The sequence below is a fragment of the Actinoplanes sp. NPDC048967 genome (assembly GCF_040649415.1).
In the GTDB taxonomy this organism is placed as follows: domain Bacteria; phylum Actinomycetota; class Actinomycetes; order Mycobacteriales; family Micromonosporaceae; genus Actinoplanes.
Map to the genome: position 1 here is coordinate 284,456 of NZ_JBEZFL010000001.1, position 25,290 is coordinate 309,745.

Genomic DNA, 25,290 nt, shown 5'->3' on the forward strand with positions numbered 1-25,290 from the left:
GGGAAAGCGCCGACCACGGGAAGCCGAGCGGGCGATACGCCCGACGCGGGAAAGCGCCGACCACGGGAAGCCGAGCAGGCGATACGCCCGACGCGGGAAAGCGCCGACCACGGGAAGCCGAGCAGGCGATACGCCCGACGCGGAAAGCGCCGACCACGGGAAGCCGAGCAGGCGATACGCCCGCCGTGGGAAAGCGCCGAACGCGGGGATGACCAGCGGCGATGCGCCGCAAAAGCGTCAGACGATGCTCGTGGGCGATGCGCCCGCGAGTGGCTCCTACCGGCCATGCCCGACACCCGCGCGGGCGGGCGATGCGCCCACCACCGGGTAGGTCCGACCACGAAGAGACCAGCGAGCGCTGCGCCCGCAAGACCAGGCATACAGCGCAATGACGCTGGCGGGCGATGCGCCCGGCAGCGGTTCACGCCACGCACGACACCCGCGCAGGCGGGCGATACGCCCACCACCGGGTAGGCCCGACCACGAAGAGACCATCGAGCGCTGCGCCCGCACCACCAGGCCTGCCAGTGCTCCAAGACCGCCACGCACGTGATCACAGGCCGGCGGGCGAAACGCCCGCCGGCCGCAGGTAGACCCGCACCACTTTCTGCCGGGAGCAGCAAGGGCGACCGGCACCCCCGCCCGACAGGCCGGCGCGCGGTTCGGTTCCGGAGCGTCCGGAGGCAGGGCTAGGGTCGGGGTGATGAGCCCGGTCGAGCTCCGCCCCGCGATCCACCCCGGCGCGCCCGCGTCCGGTGCGGGTGTGGACCGCTCAGGTGTTGCCGTGGCGAGCCGATAGGGCCGGGCGTGCAGGTACGTCCCGCGGTTGCCGCCGCGTTCGAGTCGTTGATCGCGGATGTCTATGTGCGTCATGACGGGCTGGCCGGGCGGGCCCGGGAGCTCGTTCGGCAGGCCACCGCCGACGGTGATCAGCGGCATGCCGATCTGGGGCGGCTGGTGCTGGCCGAGCTCGACAATCGTGGTGGGCGGGTCGCTGACGGGGTTCGGCAGGCGCGGGAGCTGCTCACCAGCAGTGCGGACCGGGTGGTGCTCGCCCACGCCCATGCGGTTGTCGCCGGCGGGTTGTGGCGCGCGGGGGACAACGCCGAGGCGGTGCGGCATGCGTATCCGGCCCACCGGATGCTCGAGGACGGTGATCCGCTCACCCTCCGGGTGGATCACGCGATCATTCTGGCGTTGCAGGTCAATGATCAGCGGATCGGCGGGATCTCGCACGGGGAGTTCGAGGCCGCGCAGCAGCTCGCCGATGCCTGTGGCCGGCCGGCGCTGATACTGGCCAACTTGAACAACTGGGCCTGGTGTTCGTACACCCATGGTGATCTTGACAGTGCTTCGGCACTGGTGGGACGGATGCGGGCGCACAGCGAGCGGGCCGGGGAGCCGTTGAATGCTTCCTGTGCCGACACCGTCGCCCGGATCTTGTTGGAGACGGGGCGGCCGCGGGAGGCCACTCTCGTCATCGAGGAGGCCATTGCGAGCGCCGCGCCGACCGATTCGGATGCGATTCCGGCCGCGCTCATCACGTTGGCCGACATTCAGCGGCGGGACGGCAATGTCGGCACTGCCATGCAGACCTTGGCGAGGTGCCGGGACATCGCCGAGCGGGACCGGTTGCCCGACATCGACGCGCTGGCGTTACGGATGCTGGCCGGTTGCCATGCCGAGCTCGGTGACTTCCAGGCCGCGTACCGGGAGATGGTCGATTTTCATGAGGCCTGGACCGTGCGCCGCAGCGAGCAGAGTGAGGTCATGGCCCGGGTCGCGCACGCGCAGTACGCCGTCGACGAGGCGCACCGCAACACCGAGCTGTTCCGGGAGATGGCCGAGCGGGACGCGCTCACCGGGCTGTGGAACCGGCGCCGGTCGGACGCGCGGCTTGCCGCCGGGCTCGCCGCCGGGCGCCCGGCCGGCGTGGCCCTGCTCGACCTCGATCACTTCAAGCTGATCAACGACACCTGGACCCATGCTGTCGGGGACGTCGTCCTGTGCCGGGTCGCCGACATCCTGCGGTCGCTGGGCGGCCACGCCGGCCGGCACGGCGGGGAGGAGTTCATCCTCGTGCTGGACGCCGCGCCGGCGGACGCGGCGGCGACCTGCGAGGCGGCCCGGGCAGCCGTCGCCGCGTACGACTGGGAGGCCGTCGCCCCCGGTCTGCGGGTGACCACCAGCATCGGGCTGACCTCGCTCCGCCCGGACGACGACGTCCACTCGGTCGTCCGGCGGGCCGACGAGCACCTGTACGCCGCCAAGCGGGCGGGCCGGGACCGGGTGGTCAGCGGTCCCTGACGTCGTCGCCGCGGCCCGGGCGCCGTCCGCGCAGCAGCTTGCCGCCGAGGTTGACCAGGTCGTCGCCGACCAGCAGGAGCTCGCCGACGTAGGCCGAGGCCCGGTCCATCACCAGCAGCGCCCGGTCCAGGTCCTCCTGGTCGTCGCGCAACGACCACAGCCGTTCGGCCTGCTCCCAGGCGTGGGCCCGGGTCACCGAGACCAGCACCCGCTGGCTCCAGTCGTCCAGGTTGCCGACCAGGCGGTCGATCTTGAGCTGGAACGGGGTCGAGTAGCGCCGGCGCAGCCCGGGGATCTCCTCGAAGAAGATCTTGTTGACCAGCAGGTAGTCGGGGTGGATCTCGTCCGGGTCCGGCGGGCCCAGCTGCTCCCACGTGCTGACCAGGGCGAGCGCCAGGTCGTGGTTGATGTGCGCGTTGACGCCGAGCATGGCGGCGGCCAGCGGGGTGACGCGGTCGTCCTGGGCCCGGCGGAAGAGCACCTCCCACGCGTCCGGGGTGGCGGCGTCGTCGTCGCCCCACAGCCGCAGCGCGGAGAAGTAGCGCTTGGCGAACTCGACGTCGAGCAGCTCCAGGAAGTCCTTGTTGCGCACGTCGGCGGTGCGCAGGGCCTGGGCCACCCGGTCGGTGATGGTGAAGTAGAGCGAGTTGAACGCGGCGACCCGGTTCTCCGCCGGCGGGGGCAGACGGTCGAAGATCTGCTGCGCGGTGGTCAGGTGTTTGAGCACCGTGCCGATGTCGGGGCACTCGGCGCCGCAGAGGTCCGCGACCTCGATGTGCGCGGGGGCCCAACCGCGCCCCCGCGGCACGGCGGGCGTGAGCTGCAGGCGCTCGTCGCGCAGCACGCCGGCGCTGCGCTGGGCGTCGTCACGGTCGAAGGTGACTGTCATCGATTCCTCCACGCCGTACACCATGGAGAACACGGTCCCGGCTGACCAGGGTCCCGGCGGCTACCCGACAGTAGATGCCGGATTGACCAGCTCTGCGAAGCGTACGGCGTCGACGTTGCCGCCGGACAGAATGACCCCGGTGCGGCGCGGCAGTGGCCGGACCCGCCCGGCGAGCAGCGCGGCGAGGCCGGTGGCGCCGCTGGGCTCCAGCACGATGCGCAGCCGCTCGAAGGCGAACCGCATGGCGTCGCGGATCTCGTCGTCGCTGACCAGGACCACCTCGTCGAGCAGCCGGCGGTTGATCGAGAAGGTCAGCTCGCCGGGGATGTCCGCGGCCTGGCCGTCGGCGATCGTGCGCGGCACCGGCACGGCCACCCGCTCCCCCGCCGCCAGTGACCGCCGGGTGTCGTCGCCGGCCTCCGGCTCCACGCCGATCGTCCGGATCGCCGGATACAGCCCCTTGGCCGCCGTGGCGCTGCCGGCCATCAGCCCGCCGCCGCCCACCGGCGTCAGCAGGGCGTCCAGCTCACCGGCCTGGTCGAGCAGCTCCAGCGCGGCGGTGCCCTGTCCGGCGATCACGTGCGGGTGCTCGTACGGCGGGATCAGCGCCAGCCCCCGCTCGGCCGCCAGCGCGGCACCGAGAGCGACCCGGTCCCCGGTGTAGCGGTCGTAGGTGACGATCTCGGCGCCGTAGCCCGCGGTGGCCTCCTGCTTGGACGCGGGGGTGTCCGCGGGCATCAGGATGACCGCGGTGGTGCCGAACTCCCGGGCGGCCAGCGCGACCGCCTGCGCGTGGTTGCCCGACGAGTACGCGGTGATGCCCCGGGCCCGCTGCTCGGGGTCGAGCCGGGAGACGGCGTGGTAGGCGCCGCGGAACTTGAAGGCGCCGATCCGCTGGAAATTCTCGGCCTTGAGGTGCACCTCGGTGCCGGCCAGCCGGTCCAGGGTGCGGGAGCGCAGCACGGGCGTGCGGTGCGCGACACCCTGGATCCGAGCTGCGGCCTCGTAGACATCGCCGAGCGTGACGCTCACGCGCCGGCACCGCGGAGGATGGCGTCCACCAGGCGCTCGGCGAAGTTGTCGTCGGGGACCTGCGGGTTCCAGTGCATCATGTTCTGCATCGCGGTCGGGCCGGAGAGCATCAGCAGGGTCAGCTCCACGTCCAGGTCGGCGCGCAGCTCGCCGCTCGTGATGCCCCGGCGCAGCACGCCGCGCATCACGTCACGCCGCGGCTCGATGACGCCCTGGTAGATCCGCCGCATCTCGGGGCTCTTGGCGATCTCCGGCAGCAGGCACATGGTGACCTTGCCGTAGTGCTCCATCCGCTTGTTGCGCATGGCCGAGATCAGCATGATGAGGTCGTCGCGCACCGACTCGCCCACCGGCTCCGGCAGCGGGCCCTTCATGGTGGCCACCGCGTCGACGAGCAGCGCCTCTTTGTTGGGCCAACGGCGGTAGATCGTCGCCTTGCCCACGCCCGCCCTGGCCGCCACCGCCTCGATGGAGACGGCGTCGGCGCTCTGGCCGGAGCTGAGCAGGTCGAAGACCGCCTGGATGATGGCCTGGTCGGCCTGCGCGTTGCGCGGCCGGCCAGGAGCCTTGCGGTCCTGGCCGGCCGGTTCGTCCACGCTGACCGTCGTCATGGGCTCCATTGTTACCGAGCCTTCATGTCGTGGCCACCTGCCCCCGTCATGACGCGTCGACCAGTGCGACGCCCTGCTCCTCGGCCAGCCCTTCGGCTGTCGTCGGGGCGGGGCCGCCGGCCGGCGGCTTGCCCGGCAGCCAGACGGCCGCCACCAGGGCGCCCAGCAGCGCGAAGATCGTGCTGCCGATGGACGCGTAGTGCATCGCGGTGATGAAGGCGTCGTTGGCCGAGCTGATCAGCGCGGCCCCGCCCGGTCCGGCCTGGGCCGCCACCCCGTACGCGCCGGAGATGGATTCCTGGGCCACCTCGCGGGCGGCGTCGGGCAGGCCGGCCGTGGCCGTCGTGACGTCGTCGCGGTACGAGGAGGAGACGACCGCACCCAGCGCGGCCACGCCCAGGGCGCCACCGATCTGCCGGATGGTGTTGCTGACCGCTGAGCCGACGCCGGCCTTCTCGCGGGGCAGCACCGACATGATCGCCTCGGTGGCCGGCGGCATCACGTTGGCCATGCCGACACCCATCAGGAAGAACAGCGCTCCCACGACCCAGATCGGCGTGGTCTCGCCGACGATCATCCAGCCGGCCAGCCCGGCCGCCACCAGGAGCAGGCCCACGGTGCTGACCAGCTTCGGCCCGAACCGCTTGACCATCGCGGCGCTGCGCGGTGCGAAGACCATCTGGGCCGCGGCGAACGGCACGAACAGCGCGCCGGAGGCCAGTGGGCCGTAGCCGCGGACCAGCTGCAGGTAGAAGGCGCTGAAGAACATCGCGCCCATGGCCGCGAAGAAGACCAGGCCGATGGCGCCGACCGAGGCGGAGAACTGCGGGATGGCGAAGAGCTTGACGTCCAGCGAGGGGAACGCGATGCGGCGCTCGTACAGGATGAAGCCGGTCAGGACCGCGACCGCGGCGACCAGCGTGCCCCAGGCCTCGGGCCGGCCGAAGCCCTTCTCGCCGCCCTCGATGACGCCGTAGGTCAGCAGGGTGAGCCCGACGATGCTGAGCAGCACGCCGACGATGTCGATGCGGCCCGGGCGCGGGTCGCGCGACTCGGGGACCAGCACGCTGACCAGCACCACACCGGCGACGACGACCGGCACGTTGATCAGGAAGACCGAGCCCCACCAGAAGTGCTCGAGCAGCAGGCCGCCGACGATCGGGCCGATCGCGACGCCGAGGCCGACGGCGCCGGCCCAGACGCCGATCGCCCGGCCGCGCTCACGCGGGTCGAAGACGTTGGAGATGATCGACAGGGTCGACGGCATGATCGCGGCGGCGCCGAGGCCCATCAGCGCGCGGGCCCAGATGAGCTGGTCGGCGGTCTGGGCGTAGGCGGAGACCAGCGAGGCGATGCCGAACAGGGCCAGCCCCACGGTCAGGGTGATCCGGCGGCCGAGCCGGTCGGCCAGGATGCCGGCGGTGAAGAGCAGGCCGGCGAAGACCAGGGTGTACGAGTTGATGGCCCATTCGAGCTGGCCCTGGCTGGCGCCCAGCCCCTCGTCCGGGTCGGCGATGGTCCGCAGGGCGACGTTCAGGACGGTGTTGTCCAGCACGACCACCAGCAGGCTGATGACGAGTACGGCGAGAATGGCCCAGCGCCGGGGATGCCCGGTGTTCTCTGCGGCGGGAACGTCCATGTGGTGCCACTCCTGAGCTGTGGAGGCTGATCCGATACGGAACAGTTCCGTATCTCTGGCCGACCGTAGACCCGTCTCGCTCGATACGGAACAGACTCGTATCGTATTGTGGGCGTCGTCACTGTCGATCACCTCGCTAGAGTCGTTGCCTGTGCACGCCGTACGGCCGGCCACCGGCTTCCTCGCCGGGGTCCTGACCGCCGTCCTGGCCCTGATCTGCCTGGTCATCGGCGGGATCGCGCTGCTCCCGGCGGTCCTGGTGCCCCGCCGGCGGCCCGCCGCCCGGCGCTGGGCCCTGGCCGGGGCCGACCGGCTCGTCGCCGTCGAACGACGCCGCCGCTCCCTGTTCTTCGGTGAGCAATGGCCACCCGCCCGGCAACCGCTGCCCTACCTGCTCGCCCGCGTGGGCACCGGCCTGCTCTCCGGCATCGTGCTGGGCCTGCTCGCGGTGGGTCTGGTGCTGGCCGTCCTGGTCGTACGCGGGCTGGTGCGCGGTTCGCTGGGCGGCTGGGACCTGCTCGGCCAGCTGCTGCTCGGCGGCGTGCTGCTCTTCCTCGACCTGCAGGGCGTGGTGGCCCTGGCCCGGCTCGACACGCGGCTGGCCCGCCGGTACCTCGGACCCCCCGAGCACGAGCAGCTGCGGCGCCGGATCGCCGAGCTGTCCGAGAGCCGGGCCGGGATCGTGCAGGCGGTGGACCGGGAACGCCGGCGCATCGAGCGCGACCTGCACGACGGCGTGCAGCAACGGCTGGTCGCGCTGGCCGTCCTGCTCGGGCGGGCCCGGCGCCGGCGTGACCCGGAGGCGGCGGCCCGGCTGCTGGCCCAGGCCCACCAGGAGTCCGAGGACTTGCTGGTCGAGCTGCGCGAGGTGGCGTGGCGGGCGTACCCGACGGTGCTGGACGACCTCGGGCTCGCCGAGGCGCTGGCCGCGGTGGCGGAACGCTCCGGGATCCCGGTGCACCTGGAGCTGCGGCTGCCCCGGCCGTTGCCGCTACCGGTGGAGACCGCGGCCTACTTCGTGGTCTCCGAGGCCGTCACCAACGCCGTGAAACACTCGGGCGCGGCCCGGATCGACGTCGCGGTCACCCGGCACGACGCCGGGGTGTCCGTGCTGGTGAGCGACGACGGTGCCGGTGGTGCCGACCCGGGCGGCAGCGGCCTGTCCGGCCTGGGCCTGCGGGTCGCCGCGCTCGACGGCGTCCTGGCCGTGCACAGCCCGGCCGGCGGGCCGACCGAGATCAAGGTGGAGATCCCGTGCGACTGATCCTGGCCGAGGACTCGACCCTGCTGCGCGAGGGCCTGGTACGCCTGCTCGCCGAGGAGGGGCACGACGTGCTGGCGGCGGTCGGCGACGGCGACGCGCTGCTGCGGGAAGTCGAGCGGCACCGGCCCGACGTGATCGTGGTGGACGTCCGGATGCCGCCCACCCACACCGACGAGGGACTGCGGGCGGCGCTGGAGGTCCGGCGCCGGTGGCCGGCCGTCGGGGTCCTGGTCCTGTCCCAGCACGTCGAGAAGACGTACGCGACCCAGCTGCTGGGCGCCGACTCGGCCGGCGTCGGCTATCTGCTCAAGGACCGGGTGTCGCGGGTGGACGAGTTCCTCGCCTCGCTGGACCGGGTCGGCACCGGCGGCGCGGCGATCGACCCCGAGGTGGTGCGCCGGCTGCTCGCCCGGACCTCGCACGTGGACCCGCTGGCCCGGCTCACCGAGCGCGAACGGGCGGTCCTGGAGCAGATGGCGCAGGGGCACACCAACGCCGCCGTGGCCGCGAAGCTGCACGTGTCGCAGAGCGCGGTCGAGAAGCACGTGAACGCGATCTTCGACAAGCTGGACCTGAACCGGGCGGCCGGCTACAGCCGCCGGGTCCTGGCCGTCCTGCGTTACCTGAGCTCCTGACGGGACCGCCGCACCCGCGCCGCGACGAACCAGAGCAGGGCCAGAGCACAGAGGGCGATCACCCCGTTCTGGTACGCGCCCACCCACTCCTGGATCGCCGGCCAGTTCTCCCCCAGCCCGTAGCCGGCCAGGATGAAGACCGTGTTCCAGATCAGGCTGCCCAGCGTGGTGCAGAGCAGGAAAGTGCCCAGCGTCATGCGTTCCAGCCCGGCCGGGATCGAGATCAGGCTCCGGAAGATCGGGATCATCCGGCCCAGGAACACCGCCTTGACCCCGTGCCGGGCGAACCAGGCCTCGGTGCGGTCCACGTCGGCCTGTCTGACCAGCGGCAGCCGGGCGACGACGGCGCGGATCCGGTCCCGGCCGAGCACCACCCCCACGGCGTACAGGGCGATCGCGCCCACCACCGAACCCAGCGTGGTCCAGGCGATCGCGCCCACCAGGCTGAAGTCGCCGCGGGCGGCGGCGAACCCCGCCAGCGGGAGAATCACCTCGCTCGGGATCGGCGGGAAGAGGTTCTCCAGGGCGACGGCGAGGCCGGCGCCCGGGCCGCCGAGCCGCTCGACCAGACCGGTCACGAAACCGGTGACGCCCCCGTCGGCGGACGTCGTTTCAGCTGCGGAAACCCAGGTGGAAGTCATGACGTCGACGCTAGGAAGCGGGCCCGGCGGGCACCATGAGCCAGACCGCAGATCTGCCTGCGGGCCACCGCAGCCGGACCCTGCGGAAAACCACAGGTGCGGTTTGTTGCGTCGCGGTAAAAGTCTCGATCGCCCATTGACCGGCGCCACCGCCGCTGTCGATTCTGTGACGACGGAGACACGGCCCGCTCCTAGGTACGGCACGTTCGTTCGGCGAAGGGACGTGGGGCATGGCGATCGTCATCATCGGAGCGGGGATCGTCGGGTGCGCCCTGGCGGACGAGCTCACCCTGCGCGGCCGCACCGATGTGACGGTGCTGGAGCAGGGTCCGCTGTTCAGCACGGGCGGATCCAGCTCGCACGCGCCCGGCCTGGTGTTCCAGACCAACCCGTCGCGGACGATGGCCCGGCTGGCCCGCTACACCGTGGAGAAACTGACCGAGCTCGGGTGCTTCGACGCGGTGGGCAGCCTGGAGGTGGCGACCACCCCGGAACGGCTGCGCGAGCTGCACCGGCGACACGGCTTCGCGACCGCGTGGGGCATCGCTGCGGAGGTGCTCGGGCCGGACGCCTGCCGCGGGCTCTATCCGCTGCTCGGCGAGGTGCTGGGCGGGCTGCACGTGCCGAGCGACGGACTGGCCCGCGCGGTCGACGCCGGCGAGGCGCAGGCCCGCCGGGCCATCGCCCGCGGCGCCCGCTTCCGGCCGCACCAGCGGGTCGTGGCCATCGAGCGGACCGGCGGCCGGGTCACCGGGGTACGCACGGACGACGCCACCTATCCGGCCGACATCGTGGTCAGCTGCGCCGGCTTCTGGGGCCCCGCGGTCGGCGCCCTCGCCGGAGTGCCGGTGCCGCTGCTGCCGATGGCCCACCAGTACGCCCGGACCACGACACTGCCCGGCCCGCTGCCCACCCCGATCCTGCGCCACCAGGACCGCGACCTGTACTTCCGCTCGCACGGCGACCGGCTCGGTATCGGCTCCTACCTGCACCGGCCGATGCCGGTCGAGCTGACCGAGCTGGCCGAGGGCCCGCAGCCGTCCATGCTGGCCTACACCCCCGATGACTTCGCCGAGTCGTGGACCGCCGCCACCGAGCTGCTGCCCGCGCTGGCCGGCGGCGCGGTCGCCGAGGGCTTCAACGGCGTCTTCTCGTTCACCGCGGACGGCTTCCCGCTGCTCGGCGAGTCCCGCGAGGTGCGGGGCTTCTGGACGGCCGAGGCGGTCTGGGTGACGCACTCCGCCGGGGTGGCCCGGGCGATGGCCGAGTGGCTGATCGACGGGCGGCCGGGCGTCGACCTGCACGAGTGCGACCTGAACCGCTTCGACGTGTCCCAGCTGTCCCCGGCGTACGTGCGGGAACGCTCGGTGCGCAGCTTCGTCGAGGTGTACGACATCATCCATCCGCTGGACCCGCCCTCGGTCCGGGACCTGCGGGTGAGCCCGTTCCACACCCGGCAGCGCGAGCTCGGTGCGGTGTTCGGCGAGGCCGCCGGCTGGGAGCGGCCGCTCTGGTACGAGGCCAACGCCGATCTGCCCCGTACCGACGCCCCGCGCGACGAGTGGTCGGCCCGGCACTGGTCGCCGATCGCGGCGGCCGAGGCCCGGGCCACCCGGGAGCGCGTCGCCCTGTACGACATGACCCCGCTGACCCGCCTCGAAGTGACCGGCCCGCTGTCCTTCCTGCAGGGGCTGAGCAGCAACGACCTCGACCGGCCGGTCGGCACGGTGGTCTACACGCTGCTGCTCGACACCGGCGGCGGCATCCGCAGCGACGTGACCGTGGCCCGCCTCGCCGAGGACCGGTTCCAGGTCGGCGTCAACGGTCCGCTGGACCTGGACTGGCTGCTGCGGCGGGCCCCGGCCGGGGTGGTGATCCGGGACATCACCGGCGCCACCTGCTGCGTCGGCGTGTGGGGGCCGCTCGCCCGGGAGCTGATCGCGCCGCTGGCCGACATCGACGTCTCGCACACCGCGTTCGGCTACTTCAAGGCGCGGCGGGCCCATCTGGGTCAGGTGCCGGTCACCATGCTGCGGCTGTCCTATGTGGGCGAGCTGGGCTGGGAGGTCTACACCACCGCCGAACTGGGGCTGCGGTTGTGGGACACGCTGTGGGAGGCCGGTGCCGCGCTCGGGGTGGTCGCGGGCGGCCGGGCGGCGTTCAACAGCCTGCGGCTGGAGAAGGGCTACCGGGCCTGGGGCACCGACATGACCGCCGAGGACGACCCGTACGAGGCGGGGCTGGGCTTCGCCGTGCGGCTGGACCGCGGTGACTTCGTCGGGCGGGCCGCGCTGCTGGACCGGCGTGCACCCGCGCGCCTGCTCACCTGCCTGGTGCTGGAGGACGAGGGCTGCGTGCCGATGGGCCGGGAACCGGTGTACGCCGACGGCAAGCCGGCCGGATTCGTGACCAGCGCGGCGTACGGGCACACCGTGGGCGCCGCGATCGCGTACGCCTGGCTGCCCGCCGAGGTCGCCGTGCCCGGCACGGCCGTCCAGATCGGCTTTTTCGACCGGCTGCTGCGCGCCCGCGTGGCCGCCGAGCCGCTGTTCGACCCGAAGCATGAACGGATTCGGCGATAGGAGCCGGCGTGGCCGCATTTGACGTCATCGTTGTCGGGCTCGGTGGAATGGGCAGCGCGGCCGTCCACCAGCTCGCCGCGCGCGGGGTCCGGGTACTGGGCCTGGAGAAGTTCGGGCCGGCGCACGACCGGGGAGCCAGCCACGGCGGCTCGCGCATCACCCGGCAGTCCTATTTCGAGAGCCCCGACTACGTGCCGCTGCTGCTGCGCGCCTACGAGCTGTACGACGCGCTGGCCCGCGACTCCAGCACCGACGTCATCACGCTCACCGGCGGGGTGATGGTCGGGCAGCCGGAGAGCCTCACCGTGTCGGGCAGCCGGCTCAGCGCCGAACGCTGGGGGCTCGACCACGAGATGCTGGACGCCGAGGCGCTGCGCCGGCGCTTCCCCACGCTGAGCCCGCGCCCGGACGAGGTGGCGCTCTACGAGGCCAAGGCCGGCTTCGTACGCCCCGAGGCGACCGTGTCGGCGCAGCTCACGCTGGCCGCGCGGGCCGGCGCCGAGCTGCACTTCGACGAGCCGATGACCAGCTGGGGGCCCGCGGCGGGCGGCGGCGTACGGGTGGAGACCGGCTCCGGCTCGTACACGGCCGGGCAGCTGGTCATCACCCCCGGACCGTGGGCGCCGCAGCTGCTCGCCGACCTGGGGGTGCCGTTCACCATCGAACGCCAGGTGCAGTACTGGTTCCAGCCGGCCGGCGGGGTGGCGCCGTTCACGCCCGAGCGGCATCCGATCTACATCTGGGAGGACCCCGCCGGCAGCCAGATCTACGGCTTCCCGGCCATCGACGGGCCGGACGGCGGCGCCAAGGTGGCGTTCTTCCGGCGCGGCGTCGTCACCACCCCCGAGACCATCGACCGCGAGGTGCACCCCGACGAGATCCGGGCGATGGCCGACCGGACCCGGCGCAACCTGCCCGACCTGCCCGGCACGTTCCTGCGCGCCAAGACCTGCCTGTACAGCAACACCCCGGACGAGCACTTCGTGATCGCCCGGCACCCGGCGCACGAGGCGGTCACCGTCGCGTGCGGGTTCTCCGGCCACGGTTTCAAGTTCGTGCCCGTGGTCGGCGAGATCCTGGCCGATCTGGCCACCACGGGCGCGACGGCGCACCCGATCGATCTGTTCCACCCACGCCGCCTCACAGGGGTGACCACATGACCATGACCGAGCTGCCCGCCAGCCTGTTGCGGACCCTGCCGGGTACCTACTACACCGATCCCGCGATCTTCGCCGCCGAGCAGGAGCGGATCTTCGAGCAGATGTGGTTCTGCGCGGTGCGCGGCTCGGACGTCGGCGCGCCGGGCGCGTTCCGTACGGTCCGGGTGGGCCGGGAGAGTGTGCTGGTGACCCGGAACGCGGCCGGGGAGGCGCGCGCGTTCCTCAACATCTGCCGGCACCGCGGTGCGCAGCTGTGCGCCGAGGACAGCGGGTCGGTCAAGCGGACGTTCCGGTGCACGTACCACGCGTGGGCGTACGACCTGGACGGCAAGCTGGTGGCCGCACCCAACCTGGTCAAGATGCCCGACATCGACCGGGTCGAGTACGGCCTGAACGCGGTGCACGTGCGCGAGTGGCTCGGCTACGTCTGGGTGTGCCTGGCCGCGACCCCGCCGTCGTTCGCCGGGACCGTGCAGAGCGCCTGCGAGGAGCGGCTGGGCGACCTGGCCGCGGTGGAACGCTACGGCATCGACGACCTCACGGTCGGCCGGCGCATCCGGTACGACGTCCGGGCCAACTGGAAACTCATCATCGAGAACTTCATGGAGTGCTACCACTGCGCGACGATCCACCCGGAGCTGGTGCACGTGCTGCCGGAGTTCGCGGGCGGCTACGCGGCGCAGTACTACGTCGGGCACGGTGCCGAGTTCGGGCCGGGCGTCGAGGGCTTCACCGTCGACGGCAGCGCCGGGGTGACCCCGATCGCCGGCATCGACGAGAGCCAGGACCGGCGCTACTTCGCGGTGACCATCAAACCGCAGGTGTTCCTCAACCTGGTGCCGGACCACGTGATCCTGCACCGGATGTACCCGCTGGCGGCCGACCGCACGGTGGTCGAGTGCGACTGGCTCTACCTCAGCGAGGTGGTCGCCGAGGGCCGGGACCTGTCGCGCTCGGTGGAGCTCTTCGACCGGGTCAACCGGCAGGACTTCGACGCCTGCGAGCGCTGCCAGCCGGGGATGGCGTCGCGCGCGTACGCCGGCGGCGGGGTGCTGGTGCCCAGCGAGCACCACATCGCCGGTTTCCACGACTGGTTGCGTACCCGCCTCGCCGCCTGAACGCGTCGTTAGGGTGAGCAGATGCTCATCGCTCTGACCGCGGCCGGCGTCACCGTGCTGATCGACGCCACCGCCGGGCGGCTGCCCGCCGTCGCCTACTGGGGGCCGGCCCTGCCCGGGCTGGACGCCGAACAGGCCGCATCGCTCGTCGCCGCGGCCCAGCCGGTGACCGGATCGAACGATCCGGACGTCCGGCCGCGGGTCGCGGTGCTGCCCGGGCCCGAGACCGGCTGGACCGGCCGGCCCGGCCTGCGCGGCTCGTTCGCCGGCGCCGGCTGGTCCCCCGCCTTCCTGATCACCGAGGTCACCGTCGACGGCGACCCGGTGGGCGCCTTCCACGCCGGTGGCGCCGGCCGCGTCGAGGTCCGGGCCGTGGACGACGCCGACCGGCTGGAGCTGCGGCTGACCCTCGAGCTGCTGCCGGCCGGGCTGCTGCGGTGCCGGGCGGCGGTGCGCAACCTCGCCGGCGAGCCGTACGCCCTGGACGACCTGGTGCTGGCCCTGCCGGTGCCGGCCGAGGCCACCGAGCTGCTCGACTTCACCGGGCGGCACAACCAGGAACGGGTGCCGGTGCGCACGCCGTTCCCGGTCGGCACGCACCTGCGGGAGAACCGCAAGGGCCGGACCGGGGCGGACAGCGCGTACCTGCTGCACGCCGGCACGGCCGGGTTCGGCTTCGCCGCCGGCCGGATCTGGGCGGTGCACACCGCGTGGAGCGGCAACCACACGCACTACGCCGAGCAGGTGCACTCCGGTGAACGGCTGCTCGGCGGCGGCGAACTGCTGCTGCCCGGGGAGATCCGGCTGGCCACCGGCGAGAGTTACCAGAGCCCGTGGCTGTACGCCGCGTACGGCGACGGCCTGGACGAGATCGCCCGGCGCTTCCACCGGCACCTGCGGGCCCGCGAGCCGAAGGTGTCCGCCCAGCGCCCGGTGACCCTCAACGTCTGGGAGGCCGTCTACTTCGACCACGACACCAACCGCCTGATCGACCTGGCCGAGCGCGCGGCCGCCGCCGGCGTCGAGCGGTACGTGCTGGACGACGGCTGGTTCGGCTCCCGCCGCGACGACACGTCCGGGCTCGGCGACTGGGTGGTCTCGCCGGACGTCTGGCCCCGGGGGCTGCACCCGCTGGTGGACCGGGTCCGGGAGCTGGGCATGCAGTTCGGCCTCTGGTTCGAGCCGGAGATGGTCAGCCCGGACTCGGACGTGGCCCGGGCCCACCCGGAATGGATCATGGCCGCCCGCGCCGCCTGGCCGATCGAGGCCCGCACCCAGCAGGTGCTCAACCTGGGCATCCCGGAAGCGTACGAGCACGTCAGGACCCAGATCCTGGCGGTGCTGCGGGAGTACGACATCGGTTACGTCAAGTGGGACCACAACCGCGACCTGGTCGAGGCCGGCGACCAGACGCACCGCGGACGGCCCGGCGTGCACGCGCAGACCCTGGCGTTCTACCGGCTGCTGGACGACATCCGCGCGGCGCACCCGGGGCTGGAGATCGAGTCCTGCTCCTCCGGCGGGGCCCGGGTCGACCTGGCGGTGCTGGAGCGTACCGATCGGGTGTGGGTCTCGGACAACATCGACCCGCACGACCGGCAGCGGATGATGCGCTGGACCGCCCAGCTGGTCCCGCCGGAATACCTCGGCTCCCACATCGCCTCGGGCCACTCGCACGTCACCGGCCGCCGCCACGACCTCGCCTTCCGGGCCGGCACGGCGATCTTCGGCCATTTGGGCATCGAGTGGGACCTGGCCGAGGCGACCGAGGCGGAGGCGGCGGAGCTGCGCGCATGGGTGGCGTTCTTCCAGCGCGAGCGCGACCTGCTGCTGGGCGGCGACATCGTCCGGCTGGACGGCTACGACGACCGCGTCCTGGTGCACGGCGTCGTCGCCCCCGACCGGTCCCGCGCACTGTTCGCGATGGCGATCACCGACAGCATCACCCCGGACCCGGGTCCCCGGCTGCGCCTGCGCGGCCTGGACCCCGAGGCCCGGTACCGGATCCGCCCGCTGCTGATCGGCCCGGAACCCCGCCTGATCGCGCCCGAGTGGTGGGGCGCCGACCGCTCGGGCCGCATCCTGACGGGCGCGGCCCTGGAGCTGGCCGGCGTGGCCAGTCCCCGGACGCACCCGGACCAGGTGGTGCTCTACGAAGCGAGCAGGGTCTAGCCTCGCGGCAGTGCCTGTACGAGATCACCCCGGGAGAGACGATGACCCAAGCTGACGGCAGCGACGACCAGTGGGACGCGGTCGAGGACGACGGCGTGCTGGACAACTCGGACACCCTCGACGGTGACCCGGCCGGTGACCCCCTGGACGTCGGCTACCAGGCCGCCGACCGGTGGTCCGGCGCCGACCGGTTCGGCACCACCGCGGCCGAGCAGCGGCAGGGCGAGTCGCTCGACCAGCTGCTGGCCGAGGAGGAGCCGGACGTCGACCCGTACGCGGATCCGGACCCGGACGCCGACGAGGACGACATCGCCCGCCGCGGGGAGGAGCAGGACCCGCGCTCGGGCCGGCTGTTCGCCGAGGACGAGGGCCTCGGCCCGGACGAGGAGCGCGACGCGGTGGCCTTCGACGCCGGCATCGACTCCGGCGCGGCGAGCGCCGAGGAGGCCGCGATCCACGTCACGGATGACCCCAACGGGCCCGGCGAGGGTCCGCGGCTCTGACCGCTCTCCGCGGCCGGCTCAGGCAGCCTCCGCCAGGGCTGCCTTCGCCTCGGCCAGCACCGACGCCGGGGCCGAGGTTGTGAGCACGTGTTCCAGCGCCTTGCGGTACGCGAGTTCGAACGCCGCCGCGGCCGGCACCGCGAGGTCCGGCACCACGCCCGTACCCTCCCAGTTGCCGCCGGTCACCGGGTTGACCGACCGGGCCGTCGGCACGGTGATCTCCACAGTGGGGGTGATCGGGAAGACTCCGGTGGGGTGCGCGCCGCCGCGCGTGGTTTCCCCGATCAGCGTCGCGCGGCCCAGCGCCTGCAGGTTGTAGCAGAACTCCTCGCCCGCCGAGAACGTCGCGTCGCTGGTCAGCACGAAGACCGGCCGGTCCGGGTACCGCTCGCCGGGCAGGTGGGCCAGGGTCCAGAACTGCCGGGTACGCCCGGACGGGCCGTCGTAGATGTCGTTCAGATGCGTCTCGTCGTCGCGGAACAGGTAACTGAGCCAGAACGTGACGCCGTCCGGCGCGCCGCCGCGGTTCTTGCGCAGGTCGATGATCAGGGCCTCGGTGTGCACGATCAGTTCCATCGCCGCCGCGATCGCCCGGCCGCCCACCGACGCCTCGGCGATCTGCCGCAGGTCGAGGTAGCCGACGTTGCCGTCGAGCCGCTCCACGCGGGCGATGCCGTAGTTGGCGTGCCGCAGGCCCTCCCGGTAGGCCACGATCATGTCCTCGTGGGTCAGCACGTCGTGCAGCGCCGCCTCCCGGGTCCGGACCCGCAGGTGCTTGTCGGCGACGACCTCGGCCAGGTCCGCGGTGAGCCGCGCCGCGAGGGTCTCCTCGTCCAGCCCGTCGTACTCCCCGGCCGCACGGCGCTCCCGGATCGCGGCGGCCGCGGTGGCGGCCTTGTCCGGGAAGATGTAGTTGGTGCAGAGCAGGTCCAGCGCTTCGTCGATGATGTGCGGCGACATGGCGGCCAACCTATCCGGCCCGGCCCGGTCCTGGTGTCCCGTCGAGGAGCCGGCACCGGGAACGCTGTCCCCGTGCCGGCTCCTCGGCGCGGTGTCTCAGGCCGCCGGGGTGCCGGTGACCTTCAGGGCGCCGAGCCGGCCGATGTTGTCGAACGAGCCGAAACCGACCCGCCCCGAGCCGAACGTCGTGTCGCGGGCCGTCATCAGCGGGTCCCGGGATCCGTCCACGTAGACCGCGATCTCGCCGGTCGCCGGCAGGTGCCGGACCACCACGTCGTGCCAGCGGCGGTCGACCACCGCCGGGTTCGCGCCGCGGGAGCGGCCGTTCCATTGGTAATCGATGCGTTCCCGGTCGGCGTTGTCGACCTTGAAGATGCCGTTGTGCGGGTAGATCGTGTTGTCCGTGGACAGGTGGGCGTAGTAGAACTCCGTGTCCGAGCGGTAGCCGAAGACGATGATCACGTCGCGGTTGGTGATCTCGACCGGTTCGTCGAGGCGTACCGTCGCCTTGATCTCGACCGACGACAGGGCCGGGCCCGCCGTCAGGACCGCGTACTCGAACGGGCGCCGCGGGCCCGGGCGTTGCACGCCCGCCTCCGCGAGGATCACCTCGTCACCGGTGAGGCGCCACTTCGCCGGGGTGACCGGCGCCCAGCTCGCCGGGTCCATCGTGCGGCGCACCCGGGTGTGGCCGACCGGCCCGGCCGCGAAGGTACGGGTGCCGGTCACCTTCCAGACCTTGCCGTTGGCCTTGGCCAGCAGGTAGAGCTCGCCCCGGGCGTCGGTGCCGAACCGCAGGTCGACTCGGTTGGGGTCGCCGGGCGCGCCGGGCGCCGACAGGTCCTGCATGCGCACCGGCGTGCCGGCCGCGTCGAACAGGTTGAGCCGGTGGATGGTGGCCGGGGTACGGCCGCGGCGCATCTCGCTCGCCTCGGTGTAGAGCACCCGGCCGTCGACCAGGTCGCCGAAGACGTACTTGCCGCGCAGGGCGGGCACGTCGCGGCCGCGGTAGACGAAGCCGCCGGCCACGGCCACCCCGACGTCGGAGGTGCAGTTCCAGTCCGGCGGCGGGTTGTGGTCGTACGCGGCCACCGGGTACGTGTAACCCGCGTCGTCGGCCGGCAACGGCAGCAGCCGGTCACACGGGTTCGTGGCGGTCTTGTCGTAGACGTACCTGCCTTCGCGCTCGCTCCAGCCCAGGTTGTCCCCGGCGCGCACCTCGTAGATGGCCTCGACCGCGTGCTCACCGATGTGGCCCAGGTAGAGCCGGCCGGTGGCGCGATCCCAGCTGAACCGGTGCGGGTCGCGCATGCCGTACGCGTAGATCTCGCCCAGCCGCCCGGTCTGCCCGGCGTACGGGTTCGACGCCGGGATGCCGTACCTGCCGTTCGGTGCGTTCGTGCCGCGCGGGTCGATGCGCAGCAGCTTGCCGTGCGGCAGCGCCAGGTTCTGCGGGTCGGTGTTGTTCGCGCCCTGGCCCCCGTCGCCGACGGCGAGGTAGAGCAGCCCGTAGTCGGTGTCGCCGGGCCGGGCGGCCGGGTTGAAGTTGATCTCCTGAATGCCGTGGATCTGGCCGCCGAAGCCGATCCGCAACACCTCACGGTGGGTGCCGGAGAACGTGCCGGCCGCCGGGTCGGTGGCCTTCCACTCGTTGATGACGCCATGGAACAGCACGTTGGTCTGCCGGTAGTCCGGGACGTCGCTGGTGATCGCCCCTTCCTCGGTGTGGATCGTGTAGAACAGGCCGTTGCGCCGGAAGTCGGGGTGGAAAGCGACGTACCCGAAGCCCTGGCCGAGGCCGCGGCCGGAGAAGAACTCCGGTTGGAAGGTCGCGGCCACGTCGAGGTAGACGTGCGGCACGCCGTTCTCCACGAAGTACAGGTTGCCGTTCAGGTCGGGCACCGCGCGCCGGCCCGAGCCGTCCGGCACCTCCATGATGGTGTTGATCCGGGCGACCCGGTTGAGTCGCTGGTCGATCAGCGGCGGGTCGGTGACCGACTGCGGGAAACTCGCGTACTCGGACAGCACGAGCCCGAGCCGGGAGGTCACGGGTTCGGTGGGTACCGGGTCATAGACGGCGCCGTCCGCGGCTCGGGCCGCGCCCGGCAGACCGACCAGGGTGGACAGCAGGAGGACGGCGACGGGCAGGATCCTTCGGAACATCGTTACCCCCGGGTCATGAAGCGGTACTGGCTCGCGACCTCGCGGGCCGGCAGCGAGCGGTCGAGGAGCATGAGCGCGTCCATCCGGCAGTCGCACGGATTGCGGTCCGGCGAGCCCGGCCAGGGGAAGCTGCCGCCGATCTTGATGCCGCGCGGATCGGTGGCCGTGGTGACGTGCGGTCCGGGCCCGTTGATCAGCCACGGGTCGTCGGTACGGGTGTAGAAGCCCTCGACCTCCCGGCCGTTGCGGTAGAGCGCCATGGTGCCCGTGGTGAAGTCGAACGTGGCGGTCAGGTGCACCCACTGGTCCTTGGGCAGCAGGGTGCGCCAGTCCTCGTTCGCCGCGAACGTCTGCGAGTTGCCGCCGTCGATGCGCCGGCCGAGCGCGACCAGCCGCAGCGTGCCGCTGACGTCGATCAGTTCGAGCAGCGCGCGTACGGCGTGCCCGTCGGAGTCGCCGGTCAGCACCCCGGTCAGGCCGATCGCGTTGAAGCCGGCGGCCGGGCCGTCCATCGAGCGCTTGAACCAGCCCATCACCGTGGTGCCCTCGGCCGCGTTGAACGCGCGCAGCGTGCGGACGCCGCTGGCCGACCAGATGCCGGCCTTCCAGTCGTCGGTGGTGCCGGCGGCGACCGCCCGGGTCTGCAGGACCTTGCGGCCGCCGGGATAGGCGCGATCCGGCACCCGCATGGCCGCTCCCCCGTTGACCAGCTCGATCTCGGTCCCGGAGCGGCCCTGGTCGGCCTCCAGCGCGGGATCGGAGGGCATCGGGTGGTCGAAGTCGTAGAAGGCGACCAGGCTCGATCGCAGGGACGGATGGACGTCACGCGGGCCGGCAAAGCCCGCCTGCGCCGGGACCGCGGCGGCGCCGACCGCGACGACCACGGCGGTGGCGAGGAGTGCGCGCCTCATCGGTTCACCTCTCAGCTCTTCGGAGTGACTTTCGGCTCGGCGGGACGGCCGCCGAGGTAGAGCTCACCGAGCTGGGGATCGGCCAGCAGCTGGTCGGCCGGGCCGGAGATGTGCACCCGGCCGAGGTCGAGCACGCAGCCGATGTCGGCGGTCTCCAGCGCCCGCCGCGCGTTCTGTTCGACCAGCAGCACGGCCGTGCCGGCGTCGCGCATCCGCACGACCTGCTCGAAGATGGTGCTGGTGGCCTTCGGGTCGAGCCCCATCGACGGCTCGTCGAGCAGCACCACCTTCGGGTCGACCATGAGCGAGCGGGCGAACTCGACCTGTTTCTGCTGGCCGCCGGAGAGCAGACCGGCGAGCGATCCCCAGCGCTCGGCGACCACCGGGAAGAGCTCCTTGACGAAGGCGGCCCGCTCGGCGGCCTTCGCCTTGTCCTTCAGGGTGTAGCCGCCGAGCAGGACGTTCTCCTCGACGGTCATCTCCCGGAAGACGCTGTGGCCCTGCAGCACCAGGGCGACGCCGGCGGCCAGCATCCGCTGCGGGCCGATGCCGGTGACCTCCTGGCCGCCGACCAGGATCCGCCCGGACCGGGGCTTGAGCAGCCCACTGGCCACCTTGAGCACGGTGGACTTGCCGGCGCCGTTCGGCCCGACCAGGCAGACCACCGAGCCGGCGGGGACCGCGACGCTGAAGCCGCGCAGCACCGGCGCGGCCCGGCCGTAGCCGGCCTGGACGTCGACGAGTTCGATCTCAGACACCAAGGTAGGCCCCCAACACGCGCTCGTCGGTGCGGATCAGCGACGGCGGGCCCTCGGCGATCGGGCGGCCGCGGTCGAAGACCACGATGTGGTCGCTGATGCTCATCACCAGGTCCATGTTGTGCTCGACGATCACGAACGTGCGGCCCTCGGCGTTGAGCTCGCGGACCAGGGTGCCGATCCGGTCGAGCAGCGCCGGGTTGACGCCGCCGGCCGGCTCGTCGAGCAGCACGGTGGCCGGCTCGCCCATCAGCACCCCGGCCAGCTCCAGCAGCTTCTGCTGGCCCCAGGACATGGTGCGGGCCTCGATGTCGGCCAGGTGCTCGATGCCCAGCCGGGTCAGCCAGCCGCGGGCCCGGTCGACCTCGGCGCGGTGCCGCGCGCCGCGCAGCCCGCCGGTCACCCCGCCCGGGCGTACGGCGGCCAGCACGTTGTCCAGCGCGGTCATCCGGGGGAACACCCGGCAGAGCTGGAACGTGCGGCCCACCCCGGCCCGGGCGATCAGGTGCGGCGCCTTGCGGGTGATGTCGGTGCCGGCGTACGTGACGGTGCCGCTGTCGGCCCGGATCATGCCGGTGACGCAGTTGAAGAAGGTCGTCTTGCCGGAACCGTTGGGCCCGATGAGCGCGTTGACCTGGCCTTCGCGGAAGGTCACCGTGGCACCGTCGAGCGCCACCACTCCCCCGAACGTCTTGCGCAGCTCCACCGTCGCGAGGCTCATCTGGCCACCTCCGCCCGTTGCCGTTCGGTCTGCAGGTCGGCCGCGCTGACCTCGCGGATCGAGCTCTGCGGCGACTTGCGCAGGCGCTGCCACAGGCCGGTGACCGCGGGCAGCACGCCGTCGGGCATGAACATGACCACCAGGCCCAGCAGCACGCCGGTGGCGACCAGGTGCAGCGGGGTGTTGCCGAACTGACCCTTGAAGTACTCCAGCGCGGTGCCGACGATCAGCGCGCCGGCCAGCGGGCCGAACAGGTTGCGCACGCCGCCGAGCAATGCCATCAGCACCAGGTAGGAGCCGGTGAGGATGGAGAACTGGAAGACCGGGTCGAGGTCGCCGAACCACAACGCGTACAGGCCACCGGCCAGTGCGGTGAAACCGGCCGACACCACGAAGACGATCAGCTTGTACGCGAACGTCGGGGTGCCCAGCGCCTCGGCCTTGTCCTCGTCCTCGCGGATCGCCTTGAGGCCCAGCCCGAAGCGGGACCGGTCGATCAGCCACCAGGCCAGCAGGGCCAGCGCCAGCAGTCCGGCGAACAGGAAGAAGAAGACCCGGTGGTGTTCCGGGCGCCGCAGGTCCGGGACGGGCCGCGGCACCACGAGCCCGCGCGAGCCACCGGTCACCGAGGCCCAGCTCTGGAACACCAGCAGCAGGATCAGCACCAGGGCGATCGAGACGATGACGAACGACGCGCCGCGTACCCGTAACGCGGCCAGCCCGATCGGCACCGCCAGGGCCGCGACCGCCAGCGCGGCCACCGCCAGGGCCACGAAGCTCGGCAGGCCCGCCTCGGTGACCAGCAGCGCGGTGCCGTAGCCGCCCAGGCCGGCCAGCGCGCCGTGCCCGAGCGAGATGTAACCGGTGAAGCCGCCGACGAAGTTCCACGAGGTGGAGAGGACCGCGTAGTTGAGCACCACGATGCCCGCCGACAGGATGTACGGGTTGGGGGCCAGGCTGGGGAAGGACAGGATGGCGGCGGCGAGCAGCACCAGCCCGAGTCCCTTAGAAACGCTGCGCAAGACGACCTCCGAAGAATCCCTGCGGCCGGAACGCCAGCGTGGCGAAGAGCGCGAGGTAGAAGATCGTCTGCGCCCAGGTGGTGCCCAGCGGGATCTGCAGCAGGCTCTGGATCAGCCCGAGCAGCATCGCCGCGGCGGCCGCGCCGGGCACGCTGCCCAGGCCGCCGACCACGATGATGGCCATCAGCGGGCCGATCCAGTGCCAGTGCAGCGACGGGTAGATGGTGGTGTCCAGCGACAACGCGGTGCCGCCGATCGCGGCCGTGGCCAGCCCCAGGCCGAAGCCGTAGCCGGCCACCTTCTCGGTGTCGATGCCCACCAGCCGGGCCGCGTCGCGGTGCTGGATCGTGGCCCGCAGCGCCCAGCCGAAGGTGGTCTTCTTCATCAGCAGGTACAGCGCCGCGAGCGCGAGCACGGCCAGCCCGAAGGCGATGAGCTTGACCACGGCGATCCGCGCGCCGAGGACCTGCAGGCTCGCCGAGCCGTAGCCGAGCTGGATGCGCCGCTGGGTGCCGGTGAACGCGTACCCGAGCAGCCCCTCGATGATCAGCGCGACGGCGAAGGTCAGCAGGACCGACATCATGGTCAGCGTGAGCGCCCGCAGCCGGGACAGCAGCCCCCGCTGCAGCAGCACCCCGGCGCCGAAGAACAGCGGCACGGTGACGATCAGCGAGAGCAGCGGGTCGACGCCCAGCCGGGTGTGCGTCCACCAGGCCAGGTACGCCGCCAGGATCAGGAACGCGGAGTGCGCGATCATGACGACCCGCATGATGCCGAAGTAGAGGGTGAGCCCGGCCGCCAGCAGGGCGTAGAGCCCGCCCAGCAGCAGACCGAGGATCACGCTCTGGAACAGCAGTGCACCGGAGGGCATGCGGGCCTCACCAGGCCGGCTTGGGATAGACGAAGTCGGCCTCTTTGACGGCCGCCGGCAGCACGATCTTGATCTTCCCGCCGACCCACTGCTGGATCATGTGCGCACCCTGCGGCTTGCCGGTCCGGTCCCAGCTCAGCGGCCCGACCACGGTCTCCACCTGGTTGCCGTGGACCCAGTCGACCAGCTTCTGCTGACAATCACCCTGCTCGGCGCAGCCCACCGCGGTCACCGCGGCCGCGACAACCTGCCCGGTCGTGTACGCGTTGGCCTGGTCCTCGTCGGGCGCCTTGCCGAACTGCGCGGTGAACTTCTCGACGAACTCCTTGTTGCTCGGGTACGGCGCGTCCGGGCTGTAGCCGGTCGGCGAGAGCACCCCCTCGGTCTTGTTGCCGATCGCCTTGGCGAACTCGGGGTTGGTCGGCGCGCCGGAGAAGGCCGCGAGCTTGGGCTGGTAGTTCAGCTGTTGCAGGGCGACGATGAGGTTGACGCCGTCCTGGTACTGCGAGCCGCCCACCAGCATGTCCGCCCTGGACGAGGCGATCTTCGCGGCGATGCTGCTGAAGTCGGTGGTGTTCGGCGGGTAGACCTCGTTGACGACCGTCCTGATCCCGGCCGCCTCCAGCCTGTCCTTGAGGCCGTACGCCGTGCCCTGCGCGAACGGGTCGTCCATGGCCGCGTAGGCCACCGTCTTCGGCCGCTTGTCGGCCGGCAGCGCCAGCAGGTATTCGGCCAGATGGTTGTAGTGGTCGTCGGCCACCGCCGGGGCCGCGTAGAAGAGGTTCTTGAACCCCTGGGAGAAGACCTCCTTGGCCGCGCCGGCCGGCTCGACGAAGAGCATCCCGTACTCCTCCGCGACGCGGGCCGCGGGCACCACGAGCCGGGTGGAGAACGGGCCCACGACCAGGTCGGCCTCGTCGCTGCCGATCAGCTGCTCGTAGTCGGCGACGACCCGGTCCGCGTTGGACTGGTCGTCGAGAATCTTCAGCTGGATCTGCCGCCCGAGCAGGCCGCCCTGGTCGTTGGTGATCTTGGCCCAGGCCTCGTAGCCCTGCTGCACGCCCTTGCCGGGCTCGGAGAAGTCCCCGGTCAGCGGAAGCGAGATGCCGACCAGGATCGGGTCGTCGGTGGCGGTGGAACCGCCGTCGCCGTCGCCGCTGCACGCGCCGAGGGCGAGGATCGTGGTCGCGCCAAGGGCCGTGGCCCAACGTGTACGCCGTAGTGATGAACGCATCCTCGGAAGCTCCTTTGCCCCGGACGTAAGCGCTTGCGAAAGCGCTTACGTAGCCTAGGGTGTGTGTCACGTCACTGGCAATAGCGGCGTGACACCA

21 protein-coding genes are annotated in these 25,290 nt (G+C 72.1%); 8 read left to right on the plus strand and 13 right to left on the minus strand.

The genetic code is table 11. From position 1 onward, the window contains the following. Window positions 1-807: 807 nt before the first annotated feature. The gene (locus AB0C12_RS01405; RefSeq protein ID WP_360542912.1) at window positions 808-2,307 is read left to right on the plus strand and encodes a diguanylate cyclase; all 1,500 of its coding nucleotides are present in this window, start codon (window positions 808-810) and stop codon (window positions 2,305-2,307) included. On the opposite strand, the gene AB0C12_RS01410 is transcribed toward AB0C12_RS01405, so the two are convergent. From AB0C12_RS01410 to AB0C12_RS01425, 4 genes are read right to left on the minus strand one after another with little or no spacing between them, the layout of a single operon-like run. Next, window positions 2,294-3,196 carry a DUF5995 family protein gene (locus AB0C12_RS01410; RefSeq protein ID WP_360542914.1) on the minus strand — a complete coding sequence of 301 codons (903 nt, stop codon included), beginning with the start codon at window positions 3,194-3,196 and terminating at the stop codon, window positions 2,294-2,296. The two genes, AB0C12_RS01405 and AB0C12_RS01410, sit on opposite strands and share 14 nt — an antisense overlap. A gap of 60 nt (window positions 3,197-3,256) precedes the next feature. Further along, the gene (locus AB0C12_RS01415; protein WP_360542916.1) at window positions 3,257-4,228 is read right to left on the minus strand and encodes a pyridoxal-phosphate dependent enzyme; all 972 of its coding nucleotides are present in this window, start codon (window positions 4,226-4,228) and stop codon (window positions 3,257-3,259) included. Further along, window positions 4,225-4,839, minus strand: a complete 615-nt coding sequence (locus tag AB0C12_RS01420) for a TetR/AcrR family transcriptional regulator (RefSeq protein ID WP_360542918.1) — start codon at window positions 4,837-4,839, stop codon at window positions 4,225-4,227. The genes AB0C12_RS01415 and AB0C12_RS01420 overlap by 4 nt, the downstream gene beginning before the upstream one ends. Window positions 4,840-4,885: 46 nt before the next feature. Beyond that, the gene (locus AB0C12_RS01425; RefSeq protein WP_360542920.1) at window positions 4,886-6,478 is read right to left on the minus strand and encodes an MFS transporter; all 1,593 of its coding nucleotides are present in this window, start codon (window positions 6,476-6,478) and stop codon (window positions 4,886-4,888) included. A 151-nt stretch (window positions 6,479-6,629) separates the two neighbouring features. On the opposite strand from AB0C12_RS01425, the gene AB0C12_RS01430 reads away from it, so the two are divergent. After that, entirely contained in the window at window positions 6,630-7,742 is a 1,113-nt protein-coding gene (locus AB0C12_RS01430) for a histidine kinase (protein WP_360542922.1), read from the plus strand. Beyond that, entirely contained in the window at window positions 7,733-8,377 is a 645-nt protein-coding gene (locus AB0C12_RS01435; protein ID WP_360542924.1) for a response regulator transcription factor, read from the plus strand. Before AB0C12_RS01430 ends, AB0C12_RS01435 begins: the two co-directional genes overlap by 10 nt. Here the strand turns inward: AB0C12_RS01435 and AB0C12_RS01440 are convergent. Further along, window positions 8,362-9,018: a DedA family protein gene (locus AB0C12_RS01440; protein WP_360542926.1), complete on the minus strand. Its 657-nt coding sequence runs from the start codon at window positions 9,016-9,018 to the stop codon at window positions 8,362-8,364. The two genes, AB0C12_RS01435 and AB0C12_RS01440, sit on opposite strands and share 16 nt — an antisense overlap. 230 nt (window positions 9,019-9,248) lie before the next feature. Between AB0C12_RS01440 and AB0C12_RS01445 the strand changes: the two genes are divergently transcribed. The 5 genes from AB0C12_RS01445 to AB0C12_RS01465 are packed head-to-tail and all read left to right on the plus strand — an operon-like array spanning window position 9,249 to window position 16,553. Next, window positions 9,249-11,600 carry an FAD-dependent oxidoreductase gene (locus AB0C12_RS01445; protein WP_360542928.1) on the plus strand — a complete coding sequence of 784 codons (2,352 nt, stop codon included), beginning with the start codon at window positions 9,249-9,251 and terminating at the stop codon, window positions 11,598-11,600. An 8-nt stretch (window positions 11,601-11,608) separates the two neighbouring features. After that, window positions 11,609-12,760 carry an N-methyl-L-tryptophan oxidase gene (gene solA, locus AB0C12_RS01450; protein WP_360542930.1) on the plus strand — a complete coding sequence of 384 codons (1,152 nt, stop codon included), beginning with the start codon at window positions 11,609-11,611 and terminating at the stop codon, window positions 12,758-12,760. Beyond that, entirely contained in the window at window positions 12,757-13,878 is a 1,122-nt protein-coding gene (locus tag AB0C12_RS01455) for an aromatic ring-hydroxylating dioxygenase subunit alpha (RefSeq protein ID WP_360542932.1), read from the plus strand. The genes solA and AB0C12_RS01455 overlap by 4 nt, the downstream gene beginning before the upstream one ends. Window positions 13,879-13,899: 21 nt before the next feature. Further along, window positions 13,900-16,050, plus strand: coding sequence for an alpha-galactosidase (locus tag AB0C12_RS01460; RefSeq protein WP_360542934.1), 2,151 nt, complete (start codon window positions 13,900-13,902; stop codon window positions 16,048-16,050). A 41-nt stretch (window positions 16,051-16,091) separates the two neighbouring features. Then, on the plus strand, window positions 16,092-16,553 hold the full coding sequence (locus AB0C12_RS01465) for a DUF5709 domain-containing protein (RefSeq protein ID WP_360542936.1): 462 nt from the start codon (window positions 16,092-16,094) through the stop codon (window positions 16,551-16,553). 18 nt (window positions 16,554-16,571) lie between these two features. Here AB0C12_RS01465 and AB0C12_RS01470 read toward each other — a convergent pair whose 3' ends face one another. The 8 genes from AB0C12_RS01470 to AB0C12_RS01505 form a co-directional block, all read right to left on the minus strand. Next, window positions 16,572-17,513, minus strand: a complete 942-nt coding sequence (locus AB0C12_RS01470; protein ID WP_360542938.1) for a S41 family peptidase — start codon at window positions 17,511-17,513, stop codon at window positions 16,572-16,574. Between the two features lie 96 nt (window positions 17,514-17,609). Beyond that, window positions 17,610-19,676, minus strand: a complete 2,067-nt coding sequence (locus AB0C12_RS01475; protein ID WP_360542940.1) for a PQQ-dependent sugar dehydrogenase — start codon at window positions 19,674-19,676, stop codon at window positions 17,610-17,612. Between the two features lie 2 nt (window positions 19,677-19,678). Then, the gene (locus AB0C12_RS01480; protein ID WP_360542942.1) at window positions 19,679-20,587 is read right to left on the minus strand and encodes a LamG-like jellyroll fold domain-containing protein; all 909 of its coding nucleotides are present in this window, start codon (window positions 20,585-20,587) and stop codon (window positions 19,679-19,681) included. An 11-nt stretch (window positions 20,588-20,598) separates the two neighbouring features. Next, window positions 20,599-21,345 (minus strand): ABC transporter ATP-binding protein, encoded by a 747-nt coding sequence (locus AB0C12_RS01485; protein WP_360542944.1) that lies wholly within the window; start codon window positions 21,343-21,345, stop codon window positions 20,599-20,601. Continuing rightward, the gene (locus tag AB0C12_RS01490) at window positions 21,338-22,066 is read right to left on the minus strand and encodes an ABC transporter ATP-binding protein (RefSeq protein WP_360542946.1); all 729 of its coding nucleotides are present in this window, start codon (window positions 22,064-22,066) and stop codon (window positions 21,338-21,340) included. Before AB0C12_RS01490 ends, AB0C12_RS01485 begins: the two co-directional genes overlap by 8 nt. Continuing rightward, on the minus strand, window positions 22,063-23,088 hold the full coding sequence (locus tag AB0C12_RS01495; RefSeq protein ID WP_360542948.1) for a branched-chain amino acid ABC transporter permease: 1,026 nt from the start codon (window positions 23,086-23,088) through the stop codon (window positions 22,063-22,065). Before AB0C12_RS01495 ends, AB0C12_RS01490 begins: the two co-directional genes overlap by 4 nt. Beyond that, window positions 23,072-23,959 (minus strand): branched-chain amino acid ABC transporter permease, encoded by an 888-nt coding sequence (locus AB0C12_RS01500; RefSeq protein WP_360542950.1) that lies wholly within the window; start codon window positions 23,957-23,959, stop codon window positions 23,072-23,074. Before AB0C12_RS01500 ends, AB0C12_RS01495 begins: the two co-directional genes overlap by 17 nt. A gap of 7 nt (window positions 23,960-23,966) precedes the next feature. Next, on the minus strand, window positions 23,967-25,193 hold the full coding sequence (locus AB0C12_RS01505; protein WP_360542952.1) for an amino acid ABC transporter substrate-binding protein: 1,227 nt from the start codon (window positions 25,191-25,193) through the stop codon (window positions 23,967-23,969). Between the last annotated feature and the right edge of the window lie 97 nt (window positions 25,194-25,290).